Raw genomic sequence first — 23,138 nt, forward strand, 5'->3', positions numbered from 1 at the left:
TGCGCCCCCGTCCGCCGACTAACAGTCGGCGGACGGGGGCGCCTTTGTCGTTACGCCGCTGCGACGAGCTCGCGGGCGCGCTCGTTGAAGTCCGCGACGAGGCGGTGCGTCCCGTACGGCTGCATCCGGCGCTGCAAGTCCTGCACGGCCTCGATGCAGCGCGAACTCTTGACCTGTCGCGACAGCGACAACGTCCGCAGACCGGCCGAGTGCGCGGCCTCCAGGTCCCGGCGCTGCAAGTGCGAGACCGCGAGCGCGGCCTGCGACATGGCACCCCGACGCGCTCGCCGCTGCTTGCGTGCGTGGTCGATGGACCGGCGCGCGTGTTCCTCAGCGCTTGCCGGGTCGTCGATGTCCCGGAAGGTGTTCGCGTGTTCGCCATGCAGGTACGCCGGATCGATGAACGTCGCCCACTCCGGTTCTTCCTCCGCACGTACGCGGCTGAAAGCGGTCTCGGACTGGGTCACGGCATGGGCCGCCGCCGTTTTGTCGCCGACTTTGGCGAGTGCCCGAGCTTCCAGCGCCCACAGGTCCGCCAGACAGGCCGGAGACTGACCCGAGCCGAGGCCGGCGCGGCCGGCCTGTGCGAGTCGGCGCCCTTCCTCCGGGTTGCCGAGCAACGTTGCCTGATCGGCCATGCCCGCGAGCACGTGCGCGCCGAGCGCGGCGTTCTCTGACTCCTCAGCGAGCCGAAGCGACTGGATCAAGTACCGCTGGGCGGTCCCGTGCTCGCCGTTGTCGTATGCCATCCACCCGAGCAGGTATGTCTGCTCGGCCGCCGCCTCGCACAGTGCCCGCCGCACTTCCTCGGTGTGGGTGCGGCGAAGCAGCGGATAGACGTGCTGGTTCATGTACTCGGCGAGGATGAGTCGGCCGGAACCGCCGCCCTGTAGAACGTCCATCTTCTGGAACTCGCCGAACATGTTCCGGACCGCCGTCACGTCTTCAAGGCGCACCCGGGGCCCCGGCTCCGGCTGCTGGTCAAGCGTGTTGAGCAGCCAGTCGCGGGACGGCCCGACGGCCGCAACAGCGGCAAACGGCGCTGCGGCCAAGAAGTTGCGACGGTCCACGTCCGCCCTCCCCAAGTCGGTCACTGCTTCCACGGTAACCGCGTAGGACGAGCTGTAAATGAGCGCGCGTTCGGCTGTCTGTCCCTCACCGAGGCCGAGATCGTACGTTGTGACCCGGTATCCGAAGTGCGCCGAGAAGACGTCGGCGAGGATCTCGTGCACGGGCGGACGCGGCTGATCACCTGCCAGCCATCGCCGAACTGTCGTCGCGTCCGGCGTGATGTGCGGCTGCCCCCACGTCTGAGCTGCGGACTTCACCCGGCGCGCGAGTTCCTTGCGGCTCATGCCGGACCGTTCGAGCCAGCGTTCGAGATCCTTGTTCGGATTCTTCATGGTGAACCCTTACCCCTCGGTCATGGGTGGTAGCTAAGTGACACCTTCCGCCACCCCTGACGACGGTACCGCTCTGCACGCCGCCACGGTTGCCTGTACGACGAACCAAGCACCAAGCGGCGGGAGTTCAGCAATGGGGCACACCGTTGACGTTGGTACCGCGCAGGACGCCGACCAGTCTCACCCAACACAGCGGGAGACGACAGGCTTATCCCTGCTGGTCCTCGGTACCGCACCGCGTCGCCCTGTGAGAGGGGGCGCCACATGCACGAGGTGACACGCTGGTTCCCCCGCCATGCTCGGGCCGTACCGCAGACCCGTACGTTCGCGCAGACCACGCTCACCGCGTGGGGCATCACCAGCCCTGATCGGATCGATGACGTCCTGCTCTGCGTCTCTGAGCTCGCGACCAATGCTGTGCAGCACGGCACTACCGGAAACGAGCAGTTCCTCGTCAAGCTCGCCGAGGACGACGCGCGGTTGCGCGTCGAGGTTCACGACCCGTCCCGCCGCCGTCCGCGCCCCCAGCAGCCGGGGGACAATGACCCCAACGGCCGTGGCCTGCTGTTGGTTTACACGCTCTCCGACGAATGGGGCGTCGATCCGCGTTCGCCGCGCGGGAAGGTCGTTTGGTTCGAGTTCAAAGTCGCCGTCCCAACAGGTGCGACGACATCGACGGGGGACGCGTGTTGACCGCGGCCGAGCGGACGCTGCCCATCCCCGATGCGGGACTGCTCGCATCCGTCGGCGTGTTGACATGGCTCGACGCCACCCCGCACGGCTATGTGGCGTTTCTGCTTATCGCTCACCCGCTGGCTCGTCGCGGCGACGAGACGCCCGTCGCCATCGAGACCCGAATGCGCGGCCTTGGCGCCTCGCTCGGCCTCGCCCCAGCGTCTGATCTGCTGCCAGACATCGGGCGCCGCCTGCGTATGCAGGGGCAGGCCACAGTCATTCTCGATATCGACCAATGCGACTACCTGCTGCGCGTACCCGTGGGCGCGGGCGAGTGGACTCGATTCGTCGACGAAGGCGGACCCGTGGCGGTCGCTGTCGGCCTCGACGAGTTATCCCGGGGCGCCGATCGCGATCGTGTCGAGGACTACCTCGCCGTAACCGCTGCCGGCGACCGACTGCTCATGGGAAAGACCTGCGTGCGACATCCTTCGGGCAGATGGCCCCGCAACCATGCGGGCGGCACAACATGAAGACGACGACTCTCCCGCCCTCGCGTCTTCCCGAAGCCGACGCTGTATTCCGTCTGTCCCGCCGCGACATCGACCCGGAAACGGGCGAGCCCGACGTACAACACGCCCTCTGGGACCGCCACGACTGGCAGCTCGGCGCCTGCTGGCTGTGGTGCGCCCGGGAAGACGTCGAGGTGACATGGCTCGGCCCGGTTCAATCCAGCGGACTGCAGGCGGACATGTACGCCTGCCGCGGCTGCCTGTACCTCCTCGACCAACTCGTGCTGCGCACCACCCTCGCGAGAGACCGGGCCTCCCTTTCGACGTCATCGAGCCCCGCCGAATCATCGACTGCCCCCGCGGGCGCGGGTCGACACCGCCGCGCTTCCGCTTCCAGATGGAGGACTCATGCCCGAACTGATCGCTAGCCCGTTCCTCGACGAGTACCTCGTCTTACGTCCCGGCGACGACAACGGGGTGCAGATTCCGCTCGCTCGGTACCTCGAACTGAGCAAGGCCGCGAGCACGGGCGCCGAGGCGCCGCACTGGCTCGTCGACGGCGCACGCCAGGCATGGGGGCTCGACCTTCCGGAACACCGGCCCCTACGCGATGCCGTCCTCGTACGCGCTCCCTCCCCGTACGGCATGGCCCGCGCGTCCTACGAGATCAACAAAGGCTGTGACTACGACTGTCCGCACTGCTACCTCGGATTGAAGCGATTCGAGGGGATGCCTTGGGCCGACAAGGTCCGGCTACTCGACATCATGCGCGACGCCGGCGTGCTGTGGCTTCAGATCACCGGCGGCGAGCCACTGATCGACCGCGAGTTCCCCGAGGCGTACTCGTACGCCTATGACCTCGGCATCATGCTGACGATTTCCACCAACGGATCACAGCTCCACAAGCCGAAGATCCTGGAGACCCTCACCAAGCGCCCGCCTCATCACCTGTCCCTCAGCGTCTACGGCGCGACCGAGGAGACCTACGACGGGTTTACCCGCAACCGGGGCGCGTTCGGCCGTTTCATCCGTGGACTCGACGCCGCCCGCGAGGCCGGCCTGCGCTTGCAGTTGAACATCGTCATCACCAAGGACAACGCCGACGAGTTCGCCGCCATGGAGCAGCTCGCCGAGCGGTACGGCCAGGTGTTCGTGTTCACCAACATGTCGCCCACCATCCAGGGCGACGCGACCCCGATCCCCGAGCAGGCCGCCAAGTACCTCCGTAAGCGGAAGCCGTTCACCGGCTGCAACGCCGGACACACGTTCTTTCACGCCGATCCGTTCGGCCACGCATCCATATGCAAGATCGGCCGCGACCCGCACATCCCGCTGATGCAGGAAGGCCTCGAGGGACTCAAACGCCTCGGCGGCATCGCCGACGGCCTACAGCTTCGCACCGGGGGCTGCGCCGGCTGCATGTTCGGCCAGAAAGACGCCGACGGCAACCCGGGCGGCTGCACCACCTGCCGCCCCATGGCCAAGCTCTACCAGGAGGCGAAGGCACCACGAAATATGTACTGCCAGCATCCCGACCCCGAACCAGTGAGGTGAACCATGGCAACCGCCATCGAGCCCCGCACCACGGAACAGACCCCGTCCGCCGCCGCGGGTCCGGTCCTCGTCGCGATCTCCCCCCGGCCGACCGCCACCCCCGGACCGCTCCCGGTCGCGATCACGTCCCGGCCGATCGCTGACGACGAGTTCCGGATCACCAAGGAGATCGGCACGTTCTCCGAGAGCCTCGGCTGCTCGTGCCAGGCCGACGACGACCAGCCGTACTAAACCCCGCACGCACCACGGGGCCGCCCCCGCCCGCGTAGGGTCGGGGGCGGCTCGCCCGTCCACCCCCAGGAACCCGACATGCCAGTAGACCGCATCCACTGGGACGACCTACCGCTCGCCGCACGCGACGCCGTCGAGCAGCACACCGGCCCGGTAGTGCGCGCCCAGACCGCCGACGCGGGCGCCAACTCCGGCATCGCCGCCACTGTTCAGACCGCCGCCGCGACCCTGTTCGTCAAGGGCGTGCCCACCGATCACCCCCAGGCTCGGACACAGCAGCGCGAGGCCACGATCAACCCCTACCTACCGCCGTCGTGTCCGCGGCTGCTGTGGCACGTCCAGGCCGCCGGATGGGACCTGATCGGCTACGAGCACCTCGTCGGCCGCCACGCCGACTACGCCCTTGGTTCCTCCGACCTGCCACTCGTCGCCCGCGCGCTGTTGGAGCTACAGAACACCCCATGCCCTGACATCGAGCTCAAGCGTGCCGAGGACAGATGGAGCGGATACGCAGGCCCTGCCGGCGTCGAGCAGCTCGTCGGCGACACGTTGCTTCACACAGACCTCGCGCCGCACAACATGCTCATCACGACGCGCGCTCACCTCATCGACTGGGCATGGCCGACCCGCGGAGCGGCATGGATTGACCCTGCTGTCCTCATCCTGCGACTCATGGAAGCCGGACACTCCGCACCTTCCGCGGACGCGTGGGCGCGCGAACACTTCCCCACGTGGGCAACGGCCCCCGACTCGTCGGTGCTGGTGTTCTCCGAGGCGAACGCCCGAACGTGGGACGAGATCGCAAGCACCGATCCCCAGACGTGGAAAAAGAACATGTCCCGCCTGGCCCACGATTGGCTGAACTACTGGCAGTCAGGCAAGTGAGGCCGCGCTAGTCGCTGCCCTCTCCTGACCGGTCGACGACGAATGATCCGCGCTGCGGCACGGTGTGCACGTACCCCTCCGCGCGGAGATAGGCGACGGCGTTCCGAGCCGTCTCACGGGCGACCCCGAAGCGTTGGACCAACGCCGATTCCGAGGGGATGCGCCGACCGACCGCCAGCACGCCGCGCTCAATGTCCGCGATGACGTAGGCGGCGATCTGCCGGTACACGGGGGTCGCCGACTCGTGGTCGATCTCGCTCTCTGCCATGTCCCGAGGGTAGACAACCGGCCATGTTGGCACCCGTCGGCCTTCGTAGGTAGACGTAGGCAGACGAGGGTAGACAAGATAGAAACAGAAACGCCTCGGCGACCGCGTAGGACCGGCCGCCGAGGCAGCGCCACCAGCTATCGAGGAGCTGACGACATGCGCGACCTTATCGCCCTGCTCGCCCACTGGCTAAGGGTCCTGCTGGGCCACACCCCGCCGTCCGGACGCCACAGCGCCGCCCACCTCTCAACTCGCACACCATCGCGATCCACACCCCGGCGACCGCTGGACGTGCGCTCCCTTCCCCCGCACGTCGCCGAGCGGTTTCGCCCGCTTGACGCCGAGCAGGTCGCCCTCGTCCGGCCGTACCTGATCGCCCACGAGAAGGAACGCGAGCGCCGCCTGCAAAGGGAACGGCGAACCGCTGCGGTTCTCGCCGAACTCGGTATCGACTACGACGTCGCGGCCGTGGCCGTATGACCGCCTGCTGCTGCCGCTGCGAGCGAACGACACACGCACCCATCCCGGTGCGCTATATCGAGCGCACAAGCGGCCCCGGAATCACGATCTACGCCTGCCCTGACTGCGCGCCCCAAATCACCCCCGGGCCGCTCCCGGGCGAGGGTACAACGACCCCATAGCGAGCACCGCCAGCGACCCGCCCGCCGCGCCGATCTACGGCCGGCGGGCGGACTCATGCCCGAATCAGGCGTCGAGTACCTGTCCCTCGCGCTTCACGACCGGCGGTTCAACGCTCCACGGGAAATTAATCCAATCATCGGTACGCTTCCACACGTATTCGCACTTCACAAGGCTGTGCGACTTCTCGTAAATCACTGCGGAACGCACCTCGGCGACGTGTTCGAGGCAGAAATCATGCACCAGTTTGAGCGTCTTACCAGTGTCCGCGACATCGTCGGCAATCAGGACTTTCTTATTCGAAAAGTCGATTGCATTCGGCACCGGGGCTAGCATCACTGGCATTTCGAGAGTCTGACCAACACCCGTGTAAAACTCGACATTCACGAGGTGAATGTTTTTGCAGTCGAGGGCGTAGGCGAGCCCACCCGCGACGAACACGCCGCCTCGGGCGATGCTGAGCACGACGTCGGGCTCGTACCCGTCATCAGCGATGGTCTGGGCAAGCTCGCGCACGGCCGTGCCGAACTTCTCATAGGTCAGGTTCTCACGTACGGCAGTCATGATCTCTCGCAACTCTCAGGGCGTCCGGGGTCAGATACGGCCGCACTGGTGCCGGCGCGCGGCCCTGGCGACGGGTGCCGTACGGAAGGTCGACCGATAGCCGCACCGCGCTCCCACCTGCTGTGCTTTACTCGGATCACTACATTGGGTCTTGCGAGGGACCACGAACGTAGTGCCGCACGCGTCCCGGTGACCGCTATACCGGTCCTCGCTCGGAACAACGAGGGTGGTCCCGACGCCGGTGTAGAACTCCACGTTGACCAGGTGGATGTTCTTGCAGTCGAGGGCGTAGGCGAGCCCGCCGGCCACGAAGACGCCGCCGCGGGCGATGGAGAGCACGATGTCGGGCTCGTAGCCGTCGTCGGCGATCGTCTGCGCGAGGTCGCGCACGGCGGTGCCGAACGCCTCGTAGGTGAGGTTCTCGCGTATGGGCGCGGGTTCGGTGCTCATACCTGGGTCCGATGGAAGTTGAGGAAGGACCGGGAGGCGGTCGGACCGCGCTGACCCTGGTACCGGGACCCGTACCGCTCGCTGCCGTAGGGGTGCTCGGCGGGCGAGGTGAGCCGGAACATGCACAGCTGCCCGATCTTCATCCCGGGCCAGAGCTTGATGGGCAGGGTGGCGAGGTTGGACAGCTCCAGCGTGACGTGCCCGGAGAACCCAGGGTCGATGAACCCGGCGGTGGAGTGGGTGACGAGCCCGAGCCGGCCGAGGGAGCTCTTGCCCTCCAGCCGGGAGGCGAGGTCGTCGGGGAGCGTGATGACCTCGTACGTCGAGGCGAGCACGAACTCACCGGGGTGGAGGATGAACGGTTCGTCGCCCTCCGGCTCCACGAGGCGCGTCAGGTCCGCCTGCTCGACGGAGGGGTCGATGTGCGGGTAGCGGTGGTTCTCGAACACCCGGAAGTAACGGTCGAGCCGTACGTCGATGCTGGACGGCTGCACCATGGAAGCGTCGTAGGGATCGATCCGTACCCGCCCGGCGTCGATCTCGGCCCGGATGTCCTTGTCTGAGAGAAGCACCCCCCGAGGATACGCAAGGCGCGCGGACCGACCACAATCGGACGACTCCGCGCGCCGACCCCGCTACGGCCCGCTACGGCCGACTGCAGAGCCCTGGCTGCTCAGCTGAGCTGCCTTGCTGCTGCTTCACCTGTTCCCGCCGCCGGCGCCGCCGACGACGCTTTCGAGGGGCACCGGCACCACGCTGCGCATCCGCGCGCAGCGAGGACACCGGACGAGCCGCCCCGGGCCGAGGCGCTCGGCCTTCTGCATCGGGAACGAAGCGGTGCTGAACACGTGCCCATCGGCACAACGGACGACGGTGCGCTCCATCAAGTCCAAGAGTCCCTTCCCCACGAGCCACGTCCGGCTGCTGCCCGCCGGACAAAGGCCACACTACGGGACGTTCCGGACGGCTCCACAAGCGGCACTCCGGGACGCGACACCCCCCTGGTCCGCCCCACGCGCGGCCCCACGGTACGCCCCAACTCCGGCTTCGTGTACCCGGATCCCACGCTTGAAACCCACATGGCGCACGGCCCCTCCAAGGCGCCGGCTTCAGCGCGGGGGGCTCGGCATGGGGTACAGTGACGGGGCAATCGGACACCGGCCCGGCCGGCGTCTTACGCGGGTGTAGTTTAATGGTAGAACATCAGCTTCCCAAGCTGAGAGCGCGAGTTCGATTCTCGTCACCCGCTCCACGAAGAAGGCCCAGGTCAGAGACCCGGGCCTTTTTGCTGTGCTCGGCGATCACTCGCCGCGTGCCAGATTCGTGCCAGAAGGCTTGTCCGGCGCTCTCCCGGCCGCGGCGGCCCGCGCCTTCCGTACGGTGGCGTCGAGGCCGGCGGCGACTTCCTGCTGTCGGTCGTCGTCGGAGTGCTGATAGATCAGCGCGGCCTTCTCCGAGGACTGGCCGGCGCGGACCATCGTGTCCTTGAGCGTGGCACCGGACCGGGTGGACAGCGTGTGCCCTGTGTGGCGGAGGTCGTAGAACCGGAAGCCCTCAGGCATGCCGACGACTTCCCGGGCCTTACGCCACCTTCGCCCGAAGGTGCTGCGCCGGAAGGGAGCACCCTTCTCCCCTACGAACAAAAGCCCGTCGGGCCCCGGTTCCGCGAACGACTCCAGGTGCCAGCGGAGCTCCCGGTGGAGGAATGCGGGAAGGATCACAGTCCGGGTCCCGGCCTCCGACTTGGTGTCGCCCTGGACGCGTCGCCCGTTCATCCGTTCCGGCTCGGCGAGGCGTACGCGGACGCGGAGGTTGTCGAGGTCGACGTCACGCCGGCGGAGACCCGCCAGTTCCTCCGGCCGCATCGGACCGTAGGCGCCGAGGTAGACCATCAGCCGCCACCGCATCCCCACCGCTTCGGCAAGCGCGTCAACCTGGGCAACGGTGGCGATGCGCCGCTCAGCCGCTTTCTCCTTGCCGGCGCCCTTGATCCGGCACGGGTTGCGCTGGATCAGCTCGTCGTCCACGGCCGTCTCCAGAACGGCCTTGAGGAGCCTGTACGCCTTGGCGGTGATCGTCTTGGCACCCGTGGCCCGCAGCCGTTCGGCACGCCACTCTCGGACGCGCGGGGCGGTGATCTCGTCCAGGTCCAGATCCGCGAAGGCGGTGAGGTGCTTGTCCAGGAGGTACCGGTACAGGTCCCGCGTGAGCGGAGCCAGTTCGCGTTCCTCCACCCACTTGTCCGCGTAGGCCCGGAAGCTCACCGCGCCCGCTTCGGGGTCCCGCCACTCCCCCCGGCGGATCTCCGTCTGCTTCTCGGCAAGCCAGTCGTCGGCGTCGGCGATCGTCTCGAAGGTGAAGGGGGCCGGCCGCATGACGCCGTCCGGGCCCGGATAGCGCGCCTGGTAACGGCCGGAGGGAAGTCGCCGGATCGCACCGAAGCGGCGCCGCCGTCCCTTGTCGTTCGCCATCAGGCAGCCCTCCCGTAGCGGGCACGGGGACGCCTCAACGGCTCCACCGTGTGCGAGTCGACGAACTCCGCCACCGCACTCTCCGGGATACGCACGTGCCGGCCGACCTTCACGTACCGGATGCGCCGTTCCTCGATGAGCCGCCGAGGGAAGCGGACGGAGGTGCCGAGCAGCTCGGCGACCTGGTCGACAGACAGATACCGGTCGTTCATGTGGTCGGCTCTCCTTCCGTGCCGGGGGCGGGTTCGAGTGATGCGGCAAGCCAAGCTTCGGCACCGGAAAGGCCGGTGCCGGCGAAGACCCAGTGGGCGAGGACGTACGTCGTCTCTGTTTCGGGGCCGTTCACTGCTGCTTGCGCTCGGCGCCATTCGGCGCGAGCGTCGCGCAGGGCGCCGAGAGTGGTGGAGTAGCGGCGGGACTTGGTGGAGAAGTGGCCGCGGAAGCCGAGCATGTGAGCCCAGGCGCGCAAGCGTAGGTGTTCGAGATCCTTGCGAGCGCCGAGGGTCCAGGCGGTACGGATCATGCGGCGGGCGTGCTCGGTGATCCGGGCCTGTGCCAGCTCGGCGAGGAAGCGGATCGGCCGGTCGAGGGCGCCGGTCGCGGTCTCGGCGCCCTTGGTGGCGTACTTGGCGATGTAGGCGGCGACGGCCCGCTCGGTCAGCTCTTGGCTGCCGTCGAAGTCCGCCGAGCGGATCACACGGACGTCGACCTGTCGTCCGAAGGCGAAGGTGTGGGCGCGGCCGTCGATCTCCGGGCCGTCGACGCGGGCGGCGGTCGCGGCCGCGCGGATGGCGTCGGCGAGGAGTTCGGCCGTCGCCCAGGCGGGCGGCGGGGTGTCGCCGCCCTCTGGGCCGTCGAGGCGGATGACGGCGTGGAAGTGGACGGCTCCGCGCTTCTGGTATTCGGCGACCTTGGCGAAAGAGATCCGGGCGTGGTGGCGGAAGGTGCGTTGGGTGAGGCCGGCGCGCTTGGCGACCTCCCGGCGGAGGTAGATCGAGAAGCGCCGCCACAGGGCACCGGCGTGCGCGTTCCACAAGACGGCCGCCTCGTAGTCGTAGCGGTCCGGGTCGAGCGGGGTGCCGAGGACGGCGTCGTCCTGGTCGTGCTGGGTGCCGCAGCGACAAGGGCGGCCGTTGGTGCGGCGGTTGTGGACCGGGCCGAAGCCGGGGGCGGTGAAGGTGGCGAAGACGCGCGGGTGGGTGGCGACCTGGTCGGGGGTGCCCTTGCCGCCGCGCAATCCGGCGGTGATCAGGTGGTAGGTGTCGCGGCGGTAGACCTCGGCGCAGGCCGCGCACCGGGTGGCCCGGCGGTTGTTGCAGCGGACCAGGAGATGACCGGCGGGCAGGGCGACTGAGTCGAGGTGGTGCAGGACGCTGCCGATCTCGCCCGTACGGGTGTCGACGTCGTACTCGGTGCGGTGGCCGTCGAGGCGGACGGGGTGGGTGCAGCCGCCCAGGCCGGAGAGCTGGCGGGCCAGCTCGGGCAGGGTGCCTAGGGAGGCCAGCGTGGAGAGTTCCGCCAGCGGGGGCGGAGTCTGCCGGGTGATGATGGGAGTTCCTTTCGACTGTTTCGGCGGTGGGAAGGGACGGCCCCGGGGCGGCGGGATGCTTGGCGGCTTGTTGCCGCCCCGGTGGCCGCTCAGCGCCTGGTGGCGCCGGTGACCACGGAGCGCAGGACCACTGCGGCGACGGCCACAGACACGGCCGTGACGGCGACGGCGGCCAGCAGCGCGGTCAGGACGATGCCGACGACGACCACCGCGGCGACCGCACCCACGTAGGGGGTGAGCGGGCGGCCAGCGGACGACATCGGCGCCTGCACCTGGTGCTGCGCAGTGAGGGTCGTGGGCAGGTGCGGGGATTCGGGGAGCTGGGGGCGGAACAGCACGGCGTACCTCCTGGTCATTTGTCGGTGCCGTCGACGACGTCGACGCCGGTGCGGGTGCCGGTCTCGATGGCGGGGGCGAGGAAGGTGTGGGAGAGCCAGAAGCCGAACAGGGCGATCACGACGGCGACCCAGAGGCGGACGCCGAGAAACTTGATCGCGGCCCAGGCGACGACGCCCAGGACGAAGACGAGCGGGAGCGAGACGGTCACGGCGTTCTCCTCTGCGGATCAGCGGGCGCGGCAGCGGTGGGTGCGGGCGGCCAGCTCGGCGGCGGTGCGGCTGTCGTAGTCGGCGGAGAAGCCGCAGCGCGGAGCCGTGCACACGGCGGCGTGCTTCTCGCGGCCCCGGCCGTCGTAGTACGTGCCGACCTGGACGGGTCCGATACGGACGACCCGGCGGAAACGCGGGTTGGCGGGCATCAGGGCAGCTCCTTCGAGTCGGGGTGGTTCTCGCCGGTGAAGTCGGCGACGTGGTCGAGCAGCCACCGCCGGATCTCCTCGCCCTCGTACTCGTCGGCGGTGATGATCACGGGTTCGGCGATGAGCATTGCTTCGGTGAGGCGGTTCTGGCGGGTCAGCTCGGCGGCGCGGTTGAGGGCGCGGAGCGTGGACGGACGCATGGGCGGAAGTGCTCCCGATTCAGGTGAGTTGGGCGGCGATGGCTTCGGCTAGCGGCAGTGGGACGCCGAGCCGGGCACGAAGGGTCGGGGTGTCGATGGGGGTTCCGGTCCGGGCGTGGTGGTCGTCGGCGACCTTGCGGGCGTGGGTGACGAGGGCCGGCGGGACGGGAGTGCCGGGCGACGCAGCAGGTTCGGGCGCCGCTTCGACAGCGGGCCGCTCAGGTGCCGGGATCGGGGCCGGGGCCGGGGCCGCTTCAGACTCCGCGGTCGGACCGTGGGCGAGGAGCGTGCCGCCGAGGAAGGCGACCGCGGGCCATCCGGCGACGAGGATGCGCAGCCAGGCGGGTACGGCGTCCAGGTCGAGCAGGCCGGCCGTGGCGATGTTGGCACCAAGCGACGCGGTCAGCGCGACGAGGAACCAGCACCACCCGGCCGCTTTCGATCCGCCGGAGCGCAGTCGCCGCCAGGCCGCCACCAACAGCAGGTCGACGGAGACCGGGTAGGCCCACGCCTTCCAGCCGTCCTGTCCGGCGGCTGCGGCCAGGTCGTGCAGGTGGGCGAAGGACAAAGCGGCGGCGATCAGGGCTTGGACGAGTACGGCGTCGAGGCGGACGGGCAGGGAACGCACGGCGCCACTCCTTCCGGTTCCGGGCATGGCGGGGTAGGGACGTGGCGCGGTACGGCCACGCCGGCCGAGGGGTTGCGTAGGGCTACTCGGTCACCGGGCGGGGAACGGTCGCCGTCCCAGACGCCTTTACGGGCACGGGCGGGACGTACGGCCGGAAGGGCGTGAGCGCCGGTACGTCCGGGGCGAGGTGCGCCGATTCCCGGCAGGTGGCCGCAGCGTCGGCGAGGGACAGGTACGGGGTGCGGATGCGGGACCAGCCACCGGAGGTGTCGCCGACGACGGCCAGGCCGGGCAGTTCGGGGGCGATGGAACAGGCCGCGTCGACCGCTTCGGGCGCGATGTCGCCGAGCGCCATCTTGGCGGAGGCTTCGTCGTTCACGCGGTGACATACCCGCCCGGTGAGCTGGGCCCGGAGCATGGTCGCGCCCTTGCCGAGTTCGGCACCGAAGCGCTGCCCACACACTTCGAGGTAGATGCCGGCCGCGCGGCCGAGCTGGGCAAGGCGGATGAGCTGGGTGACCATCTCGTCCCGTCGCTCCTCGTCCTTGCGGGTGGCGACGAGGAAGAGTTCCGCCACCTCGTCGACGAACAGCACGATGGGAACCGGGCGTTCACTCTCGGGCAGGCCCCATACGTCTGAGGTGATCTCCTCGTCCGGGGTGCCGGGCGTGATGCCCTGTCGGGCCTTGATCAGGTCGTATCGGTCCTCCATTTCCTTGACCAGGACCGGCAGCAGCTCGGCCGCTTCGTCCGGGTCGGTCGCCAGCGCGGAGAGCCGCGGAGCGAAGGGCGCCAACTCAACACCGCGCTTGCAGTCGATGCCGACCAGGGCAACGGGTTGCGCCGCAAGGCCGGCGACGAGGTGGCGCAGGTACATGGACTTGCCGGACAGCGTGGCACCGAGGACGAGTTCGTGCGGTACGGCGCGGTAGTCGCGGACGAAGGCAGTCGCATCCTCCCGCAGCGCCACTGGCACCCGCAGAAGCCCGCCGTCGACACGGCGCGGCATCCGCACCTTGCGTAAGACGTCGTAGCCGACGAGCCGGAGTTCGACGACACCCGGCTTGACGTCCCGCACGTACACGGCGTGAACACCCCAGGCGTGCCGCAGCCGTTCGGCCGAGGCTGCCACGTCCGCCGGTTCCTGCCCGGGAGCGAGCCGCAGCCGTACGCGGAGGCCCGTCGAGTTGGGCCGGATCACTCCGCGGCGCGGGGGAACCGGCCGGATCTCCCGCCGAGTGGCGGCCCGAACGGCCAGCGCCCGCCAGCGGGACGGCTCGACGGTCAGCCCGCACGCGTCCATGGTCGAGGAGTACGAGGCCACCAACCGGGCCACCGAGAGCGGCAGCCCGACCGTGGACCAGTACGCCGCCGGGTGTGCGTGCCGGGCGTAGGCCGCGCCGCCTATCGCAGCGAGCGGTCCGCCCAGCTCGGCCAACGTCACCAGGTCGGTCACGTCGATCAGCCCGCCTGAGCCATCTGGAACGCGCCGGGCATGACGGCCGTGGCGCGGAAGGCGATGCCGTGCCGCTCCCGCCCGTTGAACACGCTCTGCCAGGGCCGGGCGACGAGGCCGGGGAGGGAGACCGGGGCACCTACGGTCAGGCCGTCCGTCACACCGCTCTCGGGGATGGTGACCTGGATCAGCGACGACTCACCTTCGTCGATGTAGACGACGCCGATGGTCATCAGCGCCTCACCGCTCACGGCGTCCTTGGCGATCTCACCGGTCTGCCGGTCGCGCACCTTCGGCGCCGGCGCTTCGGTGAGCAGGATCGTGGCGGTCGAGGCATCAACACGGATCACACGCACAGAGGTTGCTCCTTCTGAGTCGGTCAACTCGCCACCTGACAAGTTGACTTAGCAAGTTCGAAGTTAGGGATGCCAAGTTGACTTGTCAAGCTAGAAAGGTCGGGTCGTTGCGTCGCTCCACAAACTCGGTTTGCTGGAGGGGCACGACCGGCCAAGCTGGGGACATGCCTCGCCGAATCATGTTCATGCAGCTCAAAACGGGCTATGACACCGACCGCGGGCCCTCGTGGATCGGGTGGGTGGACTTCTCCAGGAGCTGGAAGACCGCCTACTTCCACGGGCGGACGCTGCGGCGCGCGACGGGCATCGGTTTGTTCGACGCCAACTTCTACGACGTCGGAACCGATGAGGCGTTCTGAATCTCCGGGCCGAAGCGCGACCGGAGCGACACGCGGTACGGACCGGCGGGTCCCACCGTGGAGGATGCCGCCGCAGACGCCTACCGGGCATTCCTCCAAGGCGCGCCGCTTCCCGGCCGGGAGGACGGTTAGCCCCCGATCGGGCTTAGTTCAGGCGATAGGTGTCTTCCAGCTCCTGCCGATCAGCAGGAAGCAGCACGTCAGAGACTTGCAGCGCCTGCCCGGAGGCGTCGCACGCGACGACCAGGACGCTGAGGACTGGCACACCCTCCGGAAGCTCCAGAAGCTCCGCTTCCTCGCGCTCGGGCAGTCGAGCCGAGACCCGTTCCGTCACGTGGTCGAAGCGGACCTTCTTCCGCGCCTCAAGGTGAGCACGGGTACCGCCACTCAAGGGGTCGGTGCTCTCCAGCTCGGTGCCGTCGACCAGGCTGGCGGGGAAGTAGGACGAGACCAGCTCGACGGGTTCACCGTCCTCCTCGACCAGGAACCGGCGCACGAGGGCCTTCGCCCGCTTCGGCAGCCCGAGTGCGGAGGCGATGCGCGCCGGAACAGAGACACGACCGACCTCGACGAGCCGCCCCGCGGTCCGGGATTCGTCACGCGCGAGCGCTTCGCTCCCCCGGCGGTCCTTCTCTTCGGCGCCAGCCGGCCGCCCGCGCACGATCGTGCCGTACCCCTGCCGGGACTCCAGCCAGCCGTCACGCTTCAGCAGCTCCAGCGCCCGGACGACGGTCGGGCGGGACATCCCGAAGGACTGCACCAGCTGGTTCTCACTGGGCACGCGGGTTCCGGGCGGGTACGTGCCGTCCTCGATGCGCTGCTGAATGGTCTGAGCGAGGCGGACATACTTCGGTGCCTCCACTTCATACGCCATGAACGCCGCCGCCTGTCGAGATTGGCCAAGTCAACTGGTCAACCAGACTAGCGACCAATCCGCCGGCGCAGTACCGACGGAAGGTGTTCCCCTCCTCACGACGGCCAGGCATCGGCGACCACGAAGGAGACCACCGTCCCGCCGAAGCGACTGGGCCCGGAGTGCCACGATGCGGCGATCGAGTCGACGAGGAGCAGCCCGCGCCCGTGCGCGTCGTTGGCGTCCGGGCGCCGAAGCCTCACGCTCGCGGGAAAGCCGGGGTTGTGGACGTCGACCCGAAGCGAGGTCTCCTCACGGAACCACTCCACCCGCACGAGCCACGGTTCATCCGCCCGTCCGTACCGGATGGCGTTGGTCACCAGTTCCGAGATCATCAACACGCAGTCGTCGACCGAACAGGCCGGGTTGTACGGGGCGATGAACTTGCGGAACCATCGCCGGGCCCTGGGTACGGACTCCGGGGCCGGCTGCAGGGTCATCGCGCCGAGACGCGGCGACTCCTCGCAGGGGTAGCGGTCGATCGTGTACGCCATCCGCCCTCACTCCTTGCCGCTGCCGTCACAGTCGAGGCAGCGCCGCCTAGATGTGGCGCGGGCGCGGTCGGCAGTGGCGGTGAGCGCCAGAGACGTACGCGAGCTGACACGCTTCCAGCCCCGTCCCCGGCAACTCCGACAAGGTAAGTGCGCTCCCTGATGCCGCTGCTGACTCGTCACTCCGTGCCCCCTTCCCATCAAGTGGCCTTAGCCACTTACTGGATAGTGGCATTGGCCACTTGAGGCGCGCAAGCGGTTCGCCGAAGTGACGGCCCGTCAGGTGAGGGGGTATCCCTGCTCGAACGCCCAGCGCTGCGGCGGGTAAGTGGCTTCGGCGAACTCCAACGGCCGGTCCTGGAGGTCGAAGACGACGTGGTGCACGATCAGCACGGCCGACCTCGGATCAAGCTGGAGGTCTGCCGCCTCCTCATCGGTAGCCTGTCGGGCGCACATGCGATCTTCCGCGTAACTCCCCTGCCGTCCCGTCATGTTCTCGACGTACATCAGGGTGCCCTGCTGGATCCGCTCCGGCTCCAGCAGCTTGGGCGCCTTCCGCCCGACGTCCGGCGCGAACCACGAAGTGGACAGCGTGATGGGCCCGTCCTGGTTGTTGGTGACCCGCCGGCGGTGCACGGCGCGGCGATCCTTCACCAGGCCCAACGCCTCAGCAACGTGGTCCGGCGCATCCAGCCATCCGGCCGACGTGATCACCGCGTATTCGCCGGGCGTGTAGATCTTGCCGGTCTGCCGGGCACGCCCGTACAACTCGCGTGCCCGCCGGTTCACTTCCAGGCTCCGCACGTACGTGCCGGACCCCTGCCGCTTCTCGACGAGCCCCTGATGGCTCAGAGCCTCCAACGACCGTGCCGCCGTTGGCCGGGAAACCTTCCAGTCAGCCGCCAGCTGCCGTTCCGAGGGAACCTCGTCCCCGGGCCGCAAGTCGCCCCGAAGGATCTGATCGCGGATGAAGTGCGCGATCTGGAGATACTTCGGCTGAGCTTCCTCGATCTGGGGCATGCCCCCTCCTCGTCCAAGTGGCTATAGCCTCTAGCCACTATAGGGCGACTGGTCAAGGGCCCACCCCGTAGTCTTGGGCCCATGACGCGGTTGATCGTCGCAGCAGGAGGAGGGGGCGACGCTGTCGCCGCCGCAATGCTTCACACCGCCCTGTACGGGGACGGCGACCAGGCGGTGATCCTCACGTACGCGTGGGACCGCTTGCTGATCGACCCGGTACCGGGCCCCCGAGGAGCCGACGACTTCACCGGCCTCGAACCGCTTACCCCGGCGGTCCGGAAGGTGCCGGCGCAGGCTCGTCCCATAGCGCCGGCAGGTTCCACCCTCCCCCGACTCGCGGCGGAACTCCCGCACACCATCGCGCTGATCGACCCGCGCCACGGCGCCGAGGGCATCACGCACCAACTCGAAAATCTGGTCACCCACCTCAGGCCGACGTCGATCGATCTCCTCGACGTCGGTGGCGACGTACTGGCCCGGGGCGACGAACCGACGCTGAAAAGCCCGCTCGCCGACTCCCTGACACTGGCAGCGTGCTGCCAGATCAACGCCCCCGTCCGCCTGTTGGTCGCAGGCCCCGGCCTGGACGGCGAGCTGTCGCACGAGGACCTGCGAGGCATACTCGGCCCCCTCGTCCACACCTTCACCGCGGCGGACACGGAGTCGATCAGCCAGGTCCTGGAGTGGCACCCCTCGGAGGCGACCGGCATGCTCGCAGCGGCAGCCCGAGGCGTACGCGGCACCTGCGAAGTCCGAGACGCAGGCCTGCCCATTCCCCTCACCGACGAGAGCCCCACGCTCCACGAAGCCGACCTAGACGAGGCCGTCAGCCGCAACGAGCTGGCCCGCGCCCTCATGTCGACCACCACCCTGGACGAGGCGGAGTCACTGAGCCGTGAAATCTGCGGCTTCTCCGAGATCGACTACGAGCGCAACAAGGCCCTCTGGCTCAAGGAACAGCACCCGCCGAAGCTCAACGCCGAATCGGTGCTCCCCCAACTCACCCAGTTCGAGGCAGAGGCCCGAAGCCGCGGTGTCACCCACACGACGTTCCGCCACCTCACCGAGGCCCTGAACCTCAGCGGCTCACAGCGCGATGACCTGCGCCGCCTACTCATCGACAGGCGACCGGAGCAGTTCGCAGCCCCGCTATGGCACATCCCTGCCGGTACTGAGTAACAACCTTCTTTACGGGTTCAAGCCCCGGCTGCGCTCCGCTCCGCCGGGCGCGCTTCCCGGCTCCGCTGCGCGCTGCGCTCCTGCCTTCGGCCCGCTCCGCGCACGCTGCGCCGACGCGCGCCCACATGTGGATAGGGCCGAAGGCCATGAGTCGATCACCGCATGAAGCGGCCCGCGGTCAAAGCAATGCCTCCGGCGGGGGATCGGCCGGCACCGGGATGGAGGGGGCACCGTTCCCGGCCGCGGGTTCGTAGTGGCGTGCGCGGGGAGCTCCCATCCCGTCCACCGCCGACCCAGGCAGAGCCGAGCAGACGCGGCCCATGGCGTCCAGGTCGTTCGTACAGTAGCGCGCTCCACCTGGACGCCATGAACCACGCCCGCTCCACAGACGTGTGGGTCGACGGCGGACGGGATGGGAGCTGGGGAGGGTGGTGGGTAGTGAATGTCTGCCGTCGCACCCTCCCGTTCCCTTCAGCGAGGGGGCTGAGCTGGGGGCTCGCTGCTGAGAGCCGTCGGGGATTGAGTGACGGCAGGTACTCCATCCAGAGGCCTGGATATCTCGCTGTCGGACCCCGTTCCCGCACCAAGCAGCCAGGCCAGTGCGGATACGACGATGCCGGCAGCAGCAATCGCGGCTCCCAGGTCTCCTCGTACCGGCGCCCCCTGTGGATCTCGCGACGAATGCCGAAAGACCAGGTAGGCGACAAAGCACGCCACTAGGAAGATCGCCATGGGTACCGCACCAACGGTTACTGTCACTTACGGGCCTCCAGGTCCCTGGGCTCGCCCGTCGCGACTCCACATCCGCGGGCGGGCCCTAGCTCCAGACCCTCCCGAGCAGAGAGGGCCACCACCCCTTCAGCGAGGAGCAGTGGCCCAGACAGCAAAACGGCCCAGCTCTCCATTGAAGGAGCTTGGGCTCAGGAACGACAAAAAGATGATGGCTCGCCACGACGCGCCGAGCTAGTTGACGCCGCACTTCCGTCCGCGGCAATAAGTCGCTGCTGTTCAGAGGGCCTATAGGCCCGTATCGCCGGGCCGCGGATCACTCCAGAGGTCCCGCAAGGTCTCGATGAGCAGGTTCAGTTGGTGCTCGCCTGTGAAGTCGTGCGTCTGGTCCAACAGATCTAGAAGCGCCAAGGCGGTCGCTCGAACCTCCTGCGTATGACGGCGCGTCAAGTTAATGTCGCCCATCATGTGAGCATGAGTCAGCTTGCTGGCAGTCTCTCCGGCCCGTACCAACTGCCGAACAAGAGGATCTACCCGTTTGCTGTTTGCTGCCCCCCACGCCTTTCGACATCGATCTGAGCAGAAGTGCCTAAGGCGTCCTGTTGCGGGTTGTTCGATCGCTGCGGAGCACTGAGCGCAAGCAGATGGCGCGGTGCTTCTGAGACTGTGGAACGCCCTCGCCGCAGCCCGCTGGCACTTACGCGAGCAGTACACCTTTGGGCGGCCGATCCAGTTGCTGGGGAAGGCGGTCCCGCACTGCTCGCAGTGGCTCTCGACCTCCGGCTTGAAGTTCACCTCACCAAGCTAAGCGCGGTCGGGCCTGCGGTACAGCAGCGAAGTACAGCAACCGCACCGACCGCAGGTGACTGTTCGCAGCCCTGAGCAGTCGCGCGGCCAGCCCAGGAGACCTCAGCAACCCCCGTGCCCGTAGTTCGCATCGAGGGGTAGCGCCACGCCTAAGCCCGTTCCTCTAGGCTGATCTGCATGGACATGCGCAGGATCGTTGCAGTGCTGATCGAGGAAGCAGAGCAGCAGATCCAGGACCAGGTGTGGAAACTGGAGCCGAGCGACCGCGCACTTGCCCTTGATACCGAAGCCGGCCTGCGCGACGTTGTCGGCCCGCCGAACGTCCAGGAGGACTTGCCGCAGATCAAGCGGCTCGAACACCTGCGGGAAACACTCGCCGTCCTGGCCATCTCCCTCGCACGTACTCACGGCCGTCTGGCCTGGTTTCTCTCCGGCGCTCTCACGCCCTCGAACCGGTCCTACGCTGGCGCGCCATGCCAGCCGACCGTGGCGGCAGCTTCGGCACTGTCCTCCCCAGCCCTGAGGAATACACGGAGGCGGAGGATGCCGTCCGCCGACTCCAGGACGCCCTTGCCGTGATCGCCGCCGAGACGGCGGACCTCGGCAGCGTTCGCCGAAATCAGGAGGCAAACGGAGTCTGAGGCGGTGCCAGTGCAGAGCCCGACACACGTCCAAGCCGAGAGAATGGCCGCGCTTGTCAAGGCTGCGTGCGGCGACTGACACCAGCGGCTGACACCAACAAGCACGAACAGCAGCGCTCGGCGGCGGACCCCAGTGGACGATCTGCCGAGGCGCAGGCCGGGTTGACCGACGTCGACGGTCCCCTGTGATCGACCTGATAAGGATGAGGCCAGACCTCAAAGCATCAGCCGCGTGCGGGCGCCGTCCCTTGCGGGTCGGCGCCCCTCACGCTCACTCGGCTGTTGCTGCTCAGCCGGCGTTGACTACAGACCGCGCTTCTTGTTCCAGTCGCTGATGTACCACGCGTAAGCGATGTTGCCGATTCCCCCAGTGAACAGGAACAGCACCACGTGGACCTTGGCGGACTGGCGTCGTCGACCGTACCCCCCGGCGAAGGCGGCCGCAGAGGCAGAAGCAGCAACGTTGTTGTTGATGATGATCGGCTGCGGCGCCTGGGGTTGCTGAGGGGGTACAGGCTGCGGTGCGGACATTTCTGTGCCTATCGGTTGATCCTTCAAGTAAAGCTAAAGATAGAGTGAAGATCGGCCTGCGTGAAGTCACGAGATGATCACATTCGGAACGCGCGAGTCCTTTGGGGCGTCGCTGTCCATGACCGTTCGATGAACCAGAGCGTGGTAGTCGACGAGTGACCCTGGCTGGGCCGCCCCTGGGCCGTGCGAGGGCGGCCGACGATGGCGGATGACGACAGTCGACGACGGCTCTTCCCCTGCTCAGAGACGGTACTTCGGGTACCGGCGCAGGCGCCGACCAGAGAAGCACAGTTGAGGAACATCAGAAGTTCCCGTGCCGTAGCCGTGCCCGATCGGGCGGGAGACAGCGGGAAGGCCCGCCGTCCTGGCAAGCGAACGGCCCCCGACCATCAGCTCTGGTCAGGGGCCGTTCTCACTGCTCACGCTGCGGAGGCGGTGGGATTTGAACCAGCGGTGACATCGCTGCCACGGCGGTCTTCAATGTTGTCCTGATCGGACGTCCCCGCGGCTAGCCGTCCGCGTACGGGTCGATAGGGTGGGAGAAGCGGAGGGGCGCCGCGTGAGCGACACCCCTCCCTGTTTGGACTTCAAGAGGTCACTTCTTGCCGGAACGCCTCTTGGGAGTCTCTACCACCGTGGTACGCGGGTGAGCCTTCGCATAGCTCTTGGTCACGTACCGGCCGGTTTCGGCGCTCCGGGCCTTGCTCCCGGAGCTGCCACCGCTTCCCTTCTTGGCCATCATTCACCTCCTTCGCATCAGGACCATGACGGTCAACTCCGATTGTATGAGGGCCCACTGACAACAGTGGGGGCGAAACGGTCAGCGCAGACGGCTGAGTTGATTCGTAGCATCCAGGCGGCCAAGCCCAGCAATGAGAGATCACCCGTGTCGGCGTGCCAGAACCGTGCCAGGTCAGGCGGGAAGCCACGGGGAATAGCGGTGACCCGGCCGCCAGCCAGGCAGGTTCCGTAGCCGCTCCGCCGCAGGTCAGTCCGGCACTCGGCCGTAAGAGACCCAAGCTTCCCAAGCTGAGAGCGCGAGTTCGATTCTCGTCACCCGCTCCATAGCGAAACCCCAGGTCAGCGGCCTGGGGTTTGCTTGTTGCCTAGACCACTTTGCGGCTCCATGCCCTCCGCGTGCCCCAGGTCGAGATGAAGCGATCACTTCGGGGTGCAATACATGGATGCGAAGTCGCTTATGCAAAGCAGCAGTTCGCGGATGAGGCGTACACGGCCCTTCGCAGGCGGCTCCCTCCGATACCGCCCGTCGCCAGGCTGCGGCGCAGGGAGGCCGTAGCGGATGTCATGTGCTGGGCCCACGCCGAGGTCGACGAGCAGGCCGCGGATCCGGTCCTCGATCTCGTCGGACGACATGTCAGCGGACCACAGACACCTGCCGCCGGTTGTGCGCACCGCCGTGCGGCTGCCCCTCCCCCTCCTGCGCGGTGCGGCCAAAGCCTGCCGCCGGACCTGCCCTGGGCAGGGGGGCTCGGGAGGCCGACCACCACGGTTCCCCCTTACTACTGGACCGGCCAGGAACCGCACCGCCAAGAGCTTGCGGGGCAGGGGGCGGAGGCCCCCGCCCCCGAGGGAACGCATGGCCTTCCTGTGACAGAGCCGGGCGCCGCCGCGCCCGGCCCCACACCGGCGCGCGTGCCGCGCGGACCGGTACCGCCCACTCCGGAGCGGGTCGTACGCCGAAGACAGCCGCACGCCGTCGACCGGCTCGGCGACGACCACTATCCGTACGCGTCGTACACCATGGTCTGAGGCAAGGTCGCGGCGTTGATCGAGCCAAGTCGGGGAACCGTCGATCGACCGGTGTCTCGGTCTGCCGATGCGCCCGCGGAGGGTTTCCATGACTGGAGAG

Annotated in this window: 30 protein-coding genes and 1 tRNA gene; 11 read left to right on the forward strand and 20 right to left on the reverse strand. The window is 68.2% G+C overall.

Annotated features, from left to right (window positions below):
* Positions 1-50: 50 nt before the first annotated feature.
* The gene (locus EV567_RS11290) at positions 51-1,403 is read right to left on the reverse strand and encodes a transcriptional regulator (protein WP_130438797.1); all 1,353 of its coding nucleotides are present in this window, start codon (positions 1,401-1,403) and stop codon (positions 51-53) included.
* Between the two features lie 264 nt (positions 1,404-1,667).
* Here EV567_RS11290 and EV567_RS11295 point away from each other — a divergent pair, with 264 nt between their 5' ends.
* The 5 genes from EV567_RS11295 (at position 1,668) to EV567_RS11320 (ending at position 5,260) form a co-directional block, all read left to right on the forward strand.
* Complete coding sequence (locus EV567_RS11295; protein WP_130438799.1) at positions 1,668-2,096, forward strand: ATP-binding protein; 429 nt, start codon at positions 1,668-1,670, stop codon at positions 2,094-2,096.
* Complete coding sequence (locus tag EV567_RS11300; RefSeq protein WP_130438801.1) at positions 2,093-2,611, forward strand: hypothetical protein; 519 nt, start codon at positions 2,093-2,095, stop codon at positions 2,609-2,611. The genes EV567_RS11295 and EV567_RS11300 overlap by 4 nt, the downstream gene beginning before the upstream one ends.
* A gap of 387 nt (positions 2,612-2,998) precedes the next feature.
* Positions 2,999-4,144 (forward strand): radical SAM protein, encoded by a 1,146-nt coding sequence (locus EV567_RS11310; RefSeq protein WP_130438805.1) that lies wholly within the window; start codon positions 2,999-3,001, stop codon positions 4,142-4,144.
* A 3-nt stretch (positions 4,145-4,147) separates the two neighbouring features.
* Positions 4,148-4,375, forward strand: a complete 228-nt coding sequence (locus EV567_RS11315; RefSeq protein ID WP_130438807.1) for a hypothetical protein — start codon at positions 4,148-4,150, stop codon at positions 4,373-4,375.
* Between the two features lie 78 nt (positions 4,376-4,453).
* Positions 4,454-5,260 (forward strand): aminoglycoside phosphotransferase, encoded by an 807-nt coding sequence (locus tag EV567_RS11320; protein ID WP_130438809.1) that lies wholly within the window; start codon positions 4,454-4,456, stop codon positions 5,258-5,260.
* Between the two features lie 7 nt (positions 5,261-5,267).
* On the opposite strand, the gene EV567_RS11325 is transcribed toward EV567_RS11320, so the two are convergent.
* On the reverse strand, positions 5,268-5,528 hold the full coding sequence (locus tag EV567_RS11325; protein WP_130438811.1) for a winged helix-turn-helix domain-containing protein: 261 nt from the start codon (positions 5,526-5,528) through the stop codon (positions 5,268-5,270).
* A gap of 156 nt (positions 5,529-5,684) precedes the next feature.
* On the opposite strand from EV567_RS11325, the gene EV567_RS28095 reads away from it, so the two are divergent.
* The gene (locus EV567_RS28095) at positions 5,685-6,008 is read left to right on the forward strand and encodes a hypothetical protein (RefSeq protein ID WP_242620757.1); all 324 of its coding nucleotides are present in this window, start codon (positions 5,685-5,687) and stop codon (positions 6,006-6,008) included.
* Positions 6,009-6,233: 225 nt separating this feature from the next.
* Here EV567_RS28095 and EV567_RS11335 read toward each other — a convergent pair whose 3' ends face one another.
* From EV567_RS11335 to EV567_RS28105, 4 genes are all read right to left on the reverse strand, one after another.
* Positions 6,234-6,731, reverse strand: coding sequence for a phosphoribosyltransferase (locus EV567_RS11335; protein WP_130438813.1), 498 nt, complete (start codon positions 6,729-6,731; stop codon positions 6,234-6,236).
* A gap of 30 nt (positions 6,732-6,761) precedes the next feature.
* Positions 6,762-7,181: a phosphoribosyltransferase gene (locus EV567_RS28100; protein ID WP_242620758.1), complete on the reverse strand. Its 420-nt coding sequence runs from the start codon at positions 7,179-7,181 to the stop codon at positions 6,762-6,764.
* Positions 7,178-7,753 (reverse strand): dCTP deaminase, encoded by a 576-nt coding sequence (gene dcd / locus EV567_RS11345; RefSeq protein WP_130438815.1) that lies wholly within the window; start codon positions 7,751-7,753, stop codon positions 7,178-7,180. The genes EV567_RS28100 and dcd overlap by 4 nt, the downstream gene beginning before the upstream one ends.
* A 126-nt stretch (positions 7,754-7,879) precedes the next feature.
* Positions 7,880-8,065, reverse strand: coding sequence for a hypothetical protein (locus EV567_RS28105; protein ID WP_130438817.1), 186 nt, complete (start codon positions 8,063-8,065; stop codon positions 7,880-7,882).
* Between the two features lie 294 nt (positions 8,066-8,359).
* Here EV567_RS28105 and EV567_RS11355 point away from each other — a divergent pair.
* Positions 8,360-8,433 (forward strand) — tRNA-Gly (locus EV567_RS11355).
* A 49-nt stretch (positions 8,434-8,482) separates the two neighbouring features.
* On the opposite strand, the gene EV567_RS11360 is transcribed toward EV567_RS11355, so the two are convergent.
* The 10 genes from EV567_RS11360 to EV567_RS11405 form a co-directional block, all read right to left on the reverse strand.
* Positions 8,483-9,652: a site-specific integrase gene (locus tag EV567_RS11360; RefSeq protein ID WP_130438819.1), complete on the reverse strand. Its 1,170-nt coding sequence runs from the start codon at positions 9,650-9,652 to the stop codon at positions 8,483-8,485.
* Positions 9,652-9,864: an excisionase family DNA-binding protein gene (locus EV567_RS11365; protein WP_130438821.1), complete on the reverse strand. Its 213-nt coding sequence runs from the start codon at positions 9,862-9,864 to the stop codon at positions 9,652-9,654. Before EV567_RS11365 ends, EV567_RS11360 begins: the two co-directional genes overlap by 1 nt.
* Positions 9,861-11,174: a replication initiator gene (locus EV567_RS11370; RefSeq protein ID WP_130438823.1), complete on the reverse strand. Its 1,314-nt coding sequence runs from the start codon at positions 11,172-11,174 to the stop codon at positions 9,861-9,863. Before EV567_RS11370 ends, EV567_RS11365 begins: the two co-directional genes overlap by 4 nt.
* A 116-nt stretch (positions 11,175-11,290) precedes the next feature.
* Positions 11,291-11,557, reverse strand: coding sequence for a SpdD protein (locus tag EV567_RS11375; RefSeq protein WP_242620759.1), 267 nt, complete (start codon positions 11,555-11,557; stop codon positions 11,291-11,293).
* Positions 11,554-11,748: a hypothetical protein gene (locus EV567_RS11380; RefSeq protein ID WP_130438825.1), complete on the reverse strand. Its 195-nt coding sequence runs from the start codon at positions 11,746-11,748 to the stop codon at positions 11,554-11,556. The genes EV567_RS11375 and EV567_RS11380 overlap by 4 nt, the downstream gene beginning before the upstream one ends.
* Before the next feature lie 18 nt (positions 11,749-11,766).
* On the reverse strand, positions 11,767-11,958 hold the full coding sequence (locus EV567_RS11385; protein WP_130438827.1) for a mobile element transfer protein: 192 nt from the start codon (positions 11,956-11,958) through the stop codon (positions 11,767-11,769).
* Positions 11,958-12,158 carry a hypothetical protein gene (locus EV567_RS11390; protein WP_069926933.1) on the reverse strand — a complete coding sequence of 67 codons (201 nt, stop codon included), beginning with the start codon at positions 12,156-12,158 and terminating at the stop codon, positions 11,958-11,960. Before EV567_RS11390 ends, EV567_RS11385 begins: the two co-directional genes overlap by 1 nt.
* Positions 12,159-12,177: 19 nt before the next feature.
* Positions 12,178-12,786, reverse strand: coding sequence for a DUF2637 domain-containing protein (locus EV567_RS11395; RefSeq protein ID WP_130438829.1), 609 nt, complete (start codon positions 12,784-12,786; stop codon positions 12,178-12,180).
* Positions 12,787-12,868: 82 nt separating this feature from the next.
* On the reverse strand, positions 12,869-14,242 hold the full coding sequence (locus EV567_RS11400) for an FtsK/SpoIIIE domain-containing protein (RefSeq protein WP_130438831.1): 1,374 nt from the start codon (positions 14,240-14,242) through the stop codon (positions 12,869-12,871).
* A gap of 5 nt (positions 14,243-14,247) precedes the next feature.
* Positions 14,248-14,598 (reverse strand): hypothetical protein, encoded by a 351-nt coding sequence (locus EV567_RS11405; RefSeq protein ID WP_130438833.1) that lies wholly within the window; start codon positions 14,596-14,598, stop codon positions 14,248-14,250.
* A gap of 164 nt (positions 14,599-14,762) precedes the next feature.
* On the opposite strand from EV567_RS11405, the gene EV567_RS28110 reads away from it, so the two are divergent.
* A complete protein-coding gene (locus tag EV567_RS28110) occupies positions 14,763-14,957 on the forward strand; it encodes a hypothetical protein (protein WP_242620760.1) in 195 nt (64 codons plus the stop codon).
* Between the two features lie 145 nt (positions 14,958-15,102).
* On the opposite strand, the gene EV567_RS11415 is transcribed toward EV567_RS28110, so the two are convergent.
* From EV567_RS11415 to EV567_RS11425, 3 genes are all read right to left on the reverse strand, one after another.
* Positions 15,103-15,831: a GntR family transcriptional regulator gene (locus tag EV567_RS11415; protein ID WP_130438835.1), complete on the reverse strand. Its 729-nt coding sequence runs from the start codon at positions 15,829-15,831 to the stop codon at positions 15,103-15,105.
* 95 nt (positions 15,832-15,926) lie between these two features.
* Entirely contained in the window at positions 15,927-16,364 is a 438-nt protein-coding gene (locus EV567_RS11420) for an ATP-binding protein (RefSeq protein ID WP_130438837.1), read from the reverse strand.
* A gap of 276 nt (positions 16,365-16,640) precedes the next feature.
* A complete protein-coding gene (locus EV567_RS11425) occupies positions 16,641-17,381 on the reverse strand; it encodes a GntR family transcriptional regulator (protein WP_130438839.1) in 741 nt (246 codons plus the stop codon).
* Between the two features lie 81 nt (positions 17,382-17,462).
* Here EV567_RS11425 and EV567_RS11430 point away from each other — a divergent pair, with 81 nt between their 5' ends.
* Positions 17,463-18,560 carry a DUF1152 domain-containing protein gene (locus EV567_RS11430; protein WP_130438841.1) on the forward strand — a complete coding sequence of 366 codons (1,098 nt, stop codon included), beginning with the start codon at positions 17,463-17,465 and terminating at the stop codon, positions 18,558-18,560.
* Between the two features lie 1,713 nt (positions 18,561-20,273).
* Positions 20,274-20,675, forward strand: coding sequence for a hypothetical protein (locus EV567_RS11440; protein ID WP_242620761.1), 402 nt, complete (start codon positions 20,274-20,276; stop codon positions 20,673-20,675).
* Positions 20,676-21,040: 365 nt separating this feature from the next.
* On the opposite strand, the gene EV567_RS11445 is transcribed toward EV567_RS11440, so the two are convergent.
* A complete protein-coding gene (locus EV567_RS11445; RefSeq protein WP_130438845.1) occupies positions 21,041-21,268 on the reverse strand; it encodes a hypothetical protein in 228 nt (75 codons plus the stop codon).
* A 1,608-nt stretch (positions 21,269-22,876) separates the two neighbouring features.
* On the opposite strand from EV567_RS11445, the gene EV567_RS27810 reads away from it, so the two are divergent.
* Positions 22,877-23,038: a hypothetical protein gene (locus EV567_RS27810; protein WP_165430354.1), complete on the forward strand. Its 162-nt coding sequence runs from the start codon at positions 22,877-22,879 to the stop codon at positions 23,036-23,038.
* Positions 23,039-23,138 lie beyond the last annotated feature (100 nt).

The sequence above is a fragment of the Streptomyces sp. BK239 genome (assembly GCF_004217285.1).
Taxonomy (GTDB): Bacteria; Actinomycetota; Actinomycetes; order Streptomycetales; family Streptomycetaceae; genus Streptomyces.

What these genes read in the sequence shown, in the direction of transcription:
- EV567_RS11335 (WP_130438813.1), bottom strand. Translation starts at nt 6,731, where the DNA reads ATGACTGCCGTACGTGAGAACCTGACCTATGAGAAGTTCGGCACGGCC.
- EV567_RS11290 (WP_130438797.1), bottom strand. Translation starts at nt 1,403, where the DNA reads ATGAAGAATCCGAACAAGGATCTCGAACGCTGGCTCGAACGGTCCGGC.
- EV567_RS11430 (WP_130438841.1), top strand. Translation starts at nt 17,463, where the DNA reads ATGACGCGGTTGATCGTCGCAGCAGGAGGAGGGGGCGACGCTGTCGCC.
- EV567_RS11360 (WP_130438819.1), bottom strand. Translation starts at nt 9,652, where the DNA reads ATGGCGAACGACAAGGGACGGCGGCGCCGCTTCGGTGCGATCCGGCGA.
- EV567_RS28095 (WP_242620757.1), top strand. Translation starts at nt 5,685, where the DNA reads ATGCGCGACCTTATCGCCCTGCTCGCCCACTGGCTAAGGGTCCTGCTG.
- EV567_RS11295 (WP_130438799.1), top strand. Translation starts at nt 1,668, where the DNA reads ATGCACGAGGTGACACGCTGGTTCCCCCGCCATGCTCGGGCCGTACCG.
- EV567_RS11415 (WP_130438835.1), bottom strand. Translation starts at nt 15,831, where the DNA reads ATGGCGTATGAAGTGGAGGCACCGAAGTATGTCCGCCTCGCTCAGACC.
- EV567_RS11425 (WP_130438839.1), bottom strand. Translation starts at nt 17,381, where the DNA reads ATGCCCCAGATCGAGGAAGCTCAGCCGAAGTATCTCCAGATCGCGCAC.
- EV567_RS11375 (WP_242620759.1), bottom strand. Translation starts at nt 11,557, where the DNA reads ATGACCAGGAGGTACGCCGTGCTGTTCCGCCCCCAGCTCCCCGAATCC.
- EV567_RS11420 (WP_130438837.1), bottom strand. Translation starts at nt 16,364, where the DNA reads ATGGCGTACACGATCGACCGCTACCCCTGCGAGGAGTCGCCGCGTCTC.
- EV567_RS11365 (WP_130438821.1), bottom strand. Translation starts at nt 9,864, where the DNA reads ATGAACGACCGGTATCTGTCTGTCGACCAGGTCGCCGAGCTGCTCGGC.
- EV567_RS11320 (WP_130438809.1), top strand. Translation starts at nt 4,454, where the DNA reads ATGCCAGTAGACCGCATCCACTGGGACGACCTACCGCTCGCCGCACGC.
- EV567_RS11310 (WP_130438805.1), top strand. Translation starts at nt 2,999, where the DNA reads ATGCCCGAACTGATCGCTAGCCCGTTCCTCGACGAGTACCTCGTCTTA.
- EV567_RS11445 (WP_130438845.1), bottom strand. Translation starts at nt 21,268, where the DNA reads ATGTCCGCACCGCAGCCTGTACCCCCTCAGCAACCCCAGGCGCCGCAG.
- EV567_RS28105 (WP_130438817.1), bottom strand. Translation starts at nt 8,065, where the DNA reads ATGGAGCGCACCGTCGTCCGTTGTGCCGATGGGCACGTGTTCAGCACC.
- EV567_RS11325 (WP_130438811.1), bottom strand. Translation starts at nt 5,528, where the DNA reads ATGGCAGAGAGCGAGATCGACCACGAGTCGGCGACCCCCGTGTACCGG.
- EV567_RS11440 (WP_242620761.1), top strand. Translation starts at nt 20,274, where the DNA reads ATGGACATGCGCAGGATCGTTGCAGTGCTGATCGAGGAAGCAGAGCAG.
- EV567_RS11390 (WP_069926933.1), bottom strand. Translation starts at nt 12,158, where the DNA reads ATGCGTCCGTCCACGCTCCGCGCCCTCAACCGCGCCGCCGAGCTGACC.
- EV567_RS11315 (WP_130438807.1), top strand. Translation starts at nt 4,148, where the DNA reads ATGGCAACCGCCATCGAGCCCCGCACCACGGAACAGACCCCGTCCGCC.
- EV567_RS28110 (WP_242620760.1), top strand. Translation starts at nt 14,763, where the DNA reads ATGCCTCGCCGAATCATGTTCATGCAGCTCAAAACGGGCTATGACACC.
- EV567_RS11385 (WP_130438827.1), bottom strand. Translation starts at nt 11,958, where the DNA reads ATGCCCGCCAACCCGCGTTTCCGCCGGGTCGTCCGTATCGGACCCGTC.
- EV567_RS28100 (WP_242620758.1), bottom strand. Translation starts at nt 7,181, where the DNA reads ATGAGCACCGAACCCGCGCCCATACGCGAGAACCTCACCTACGAGGCG.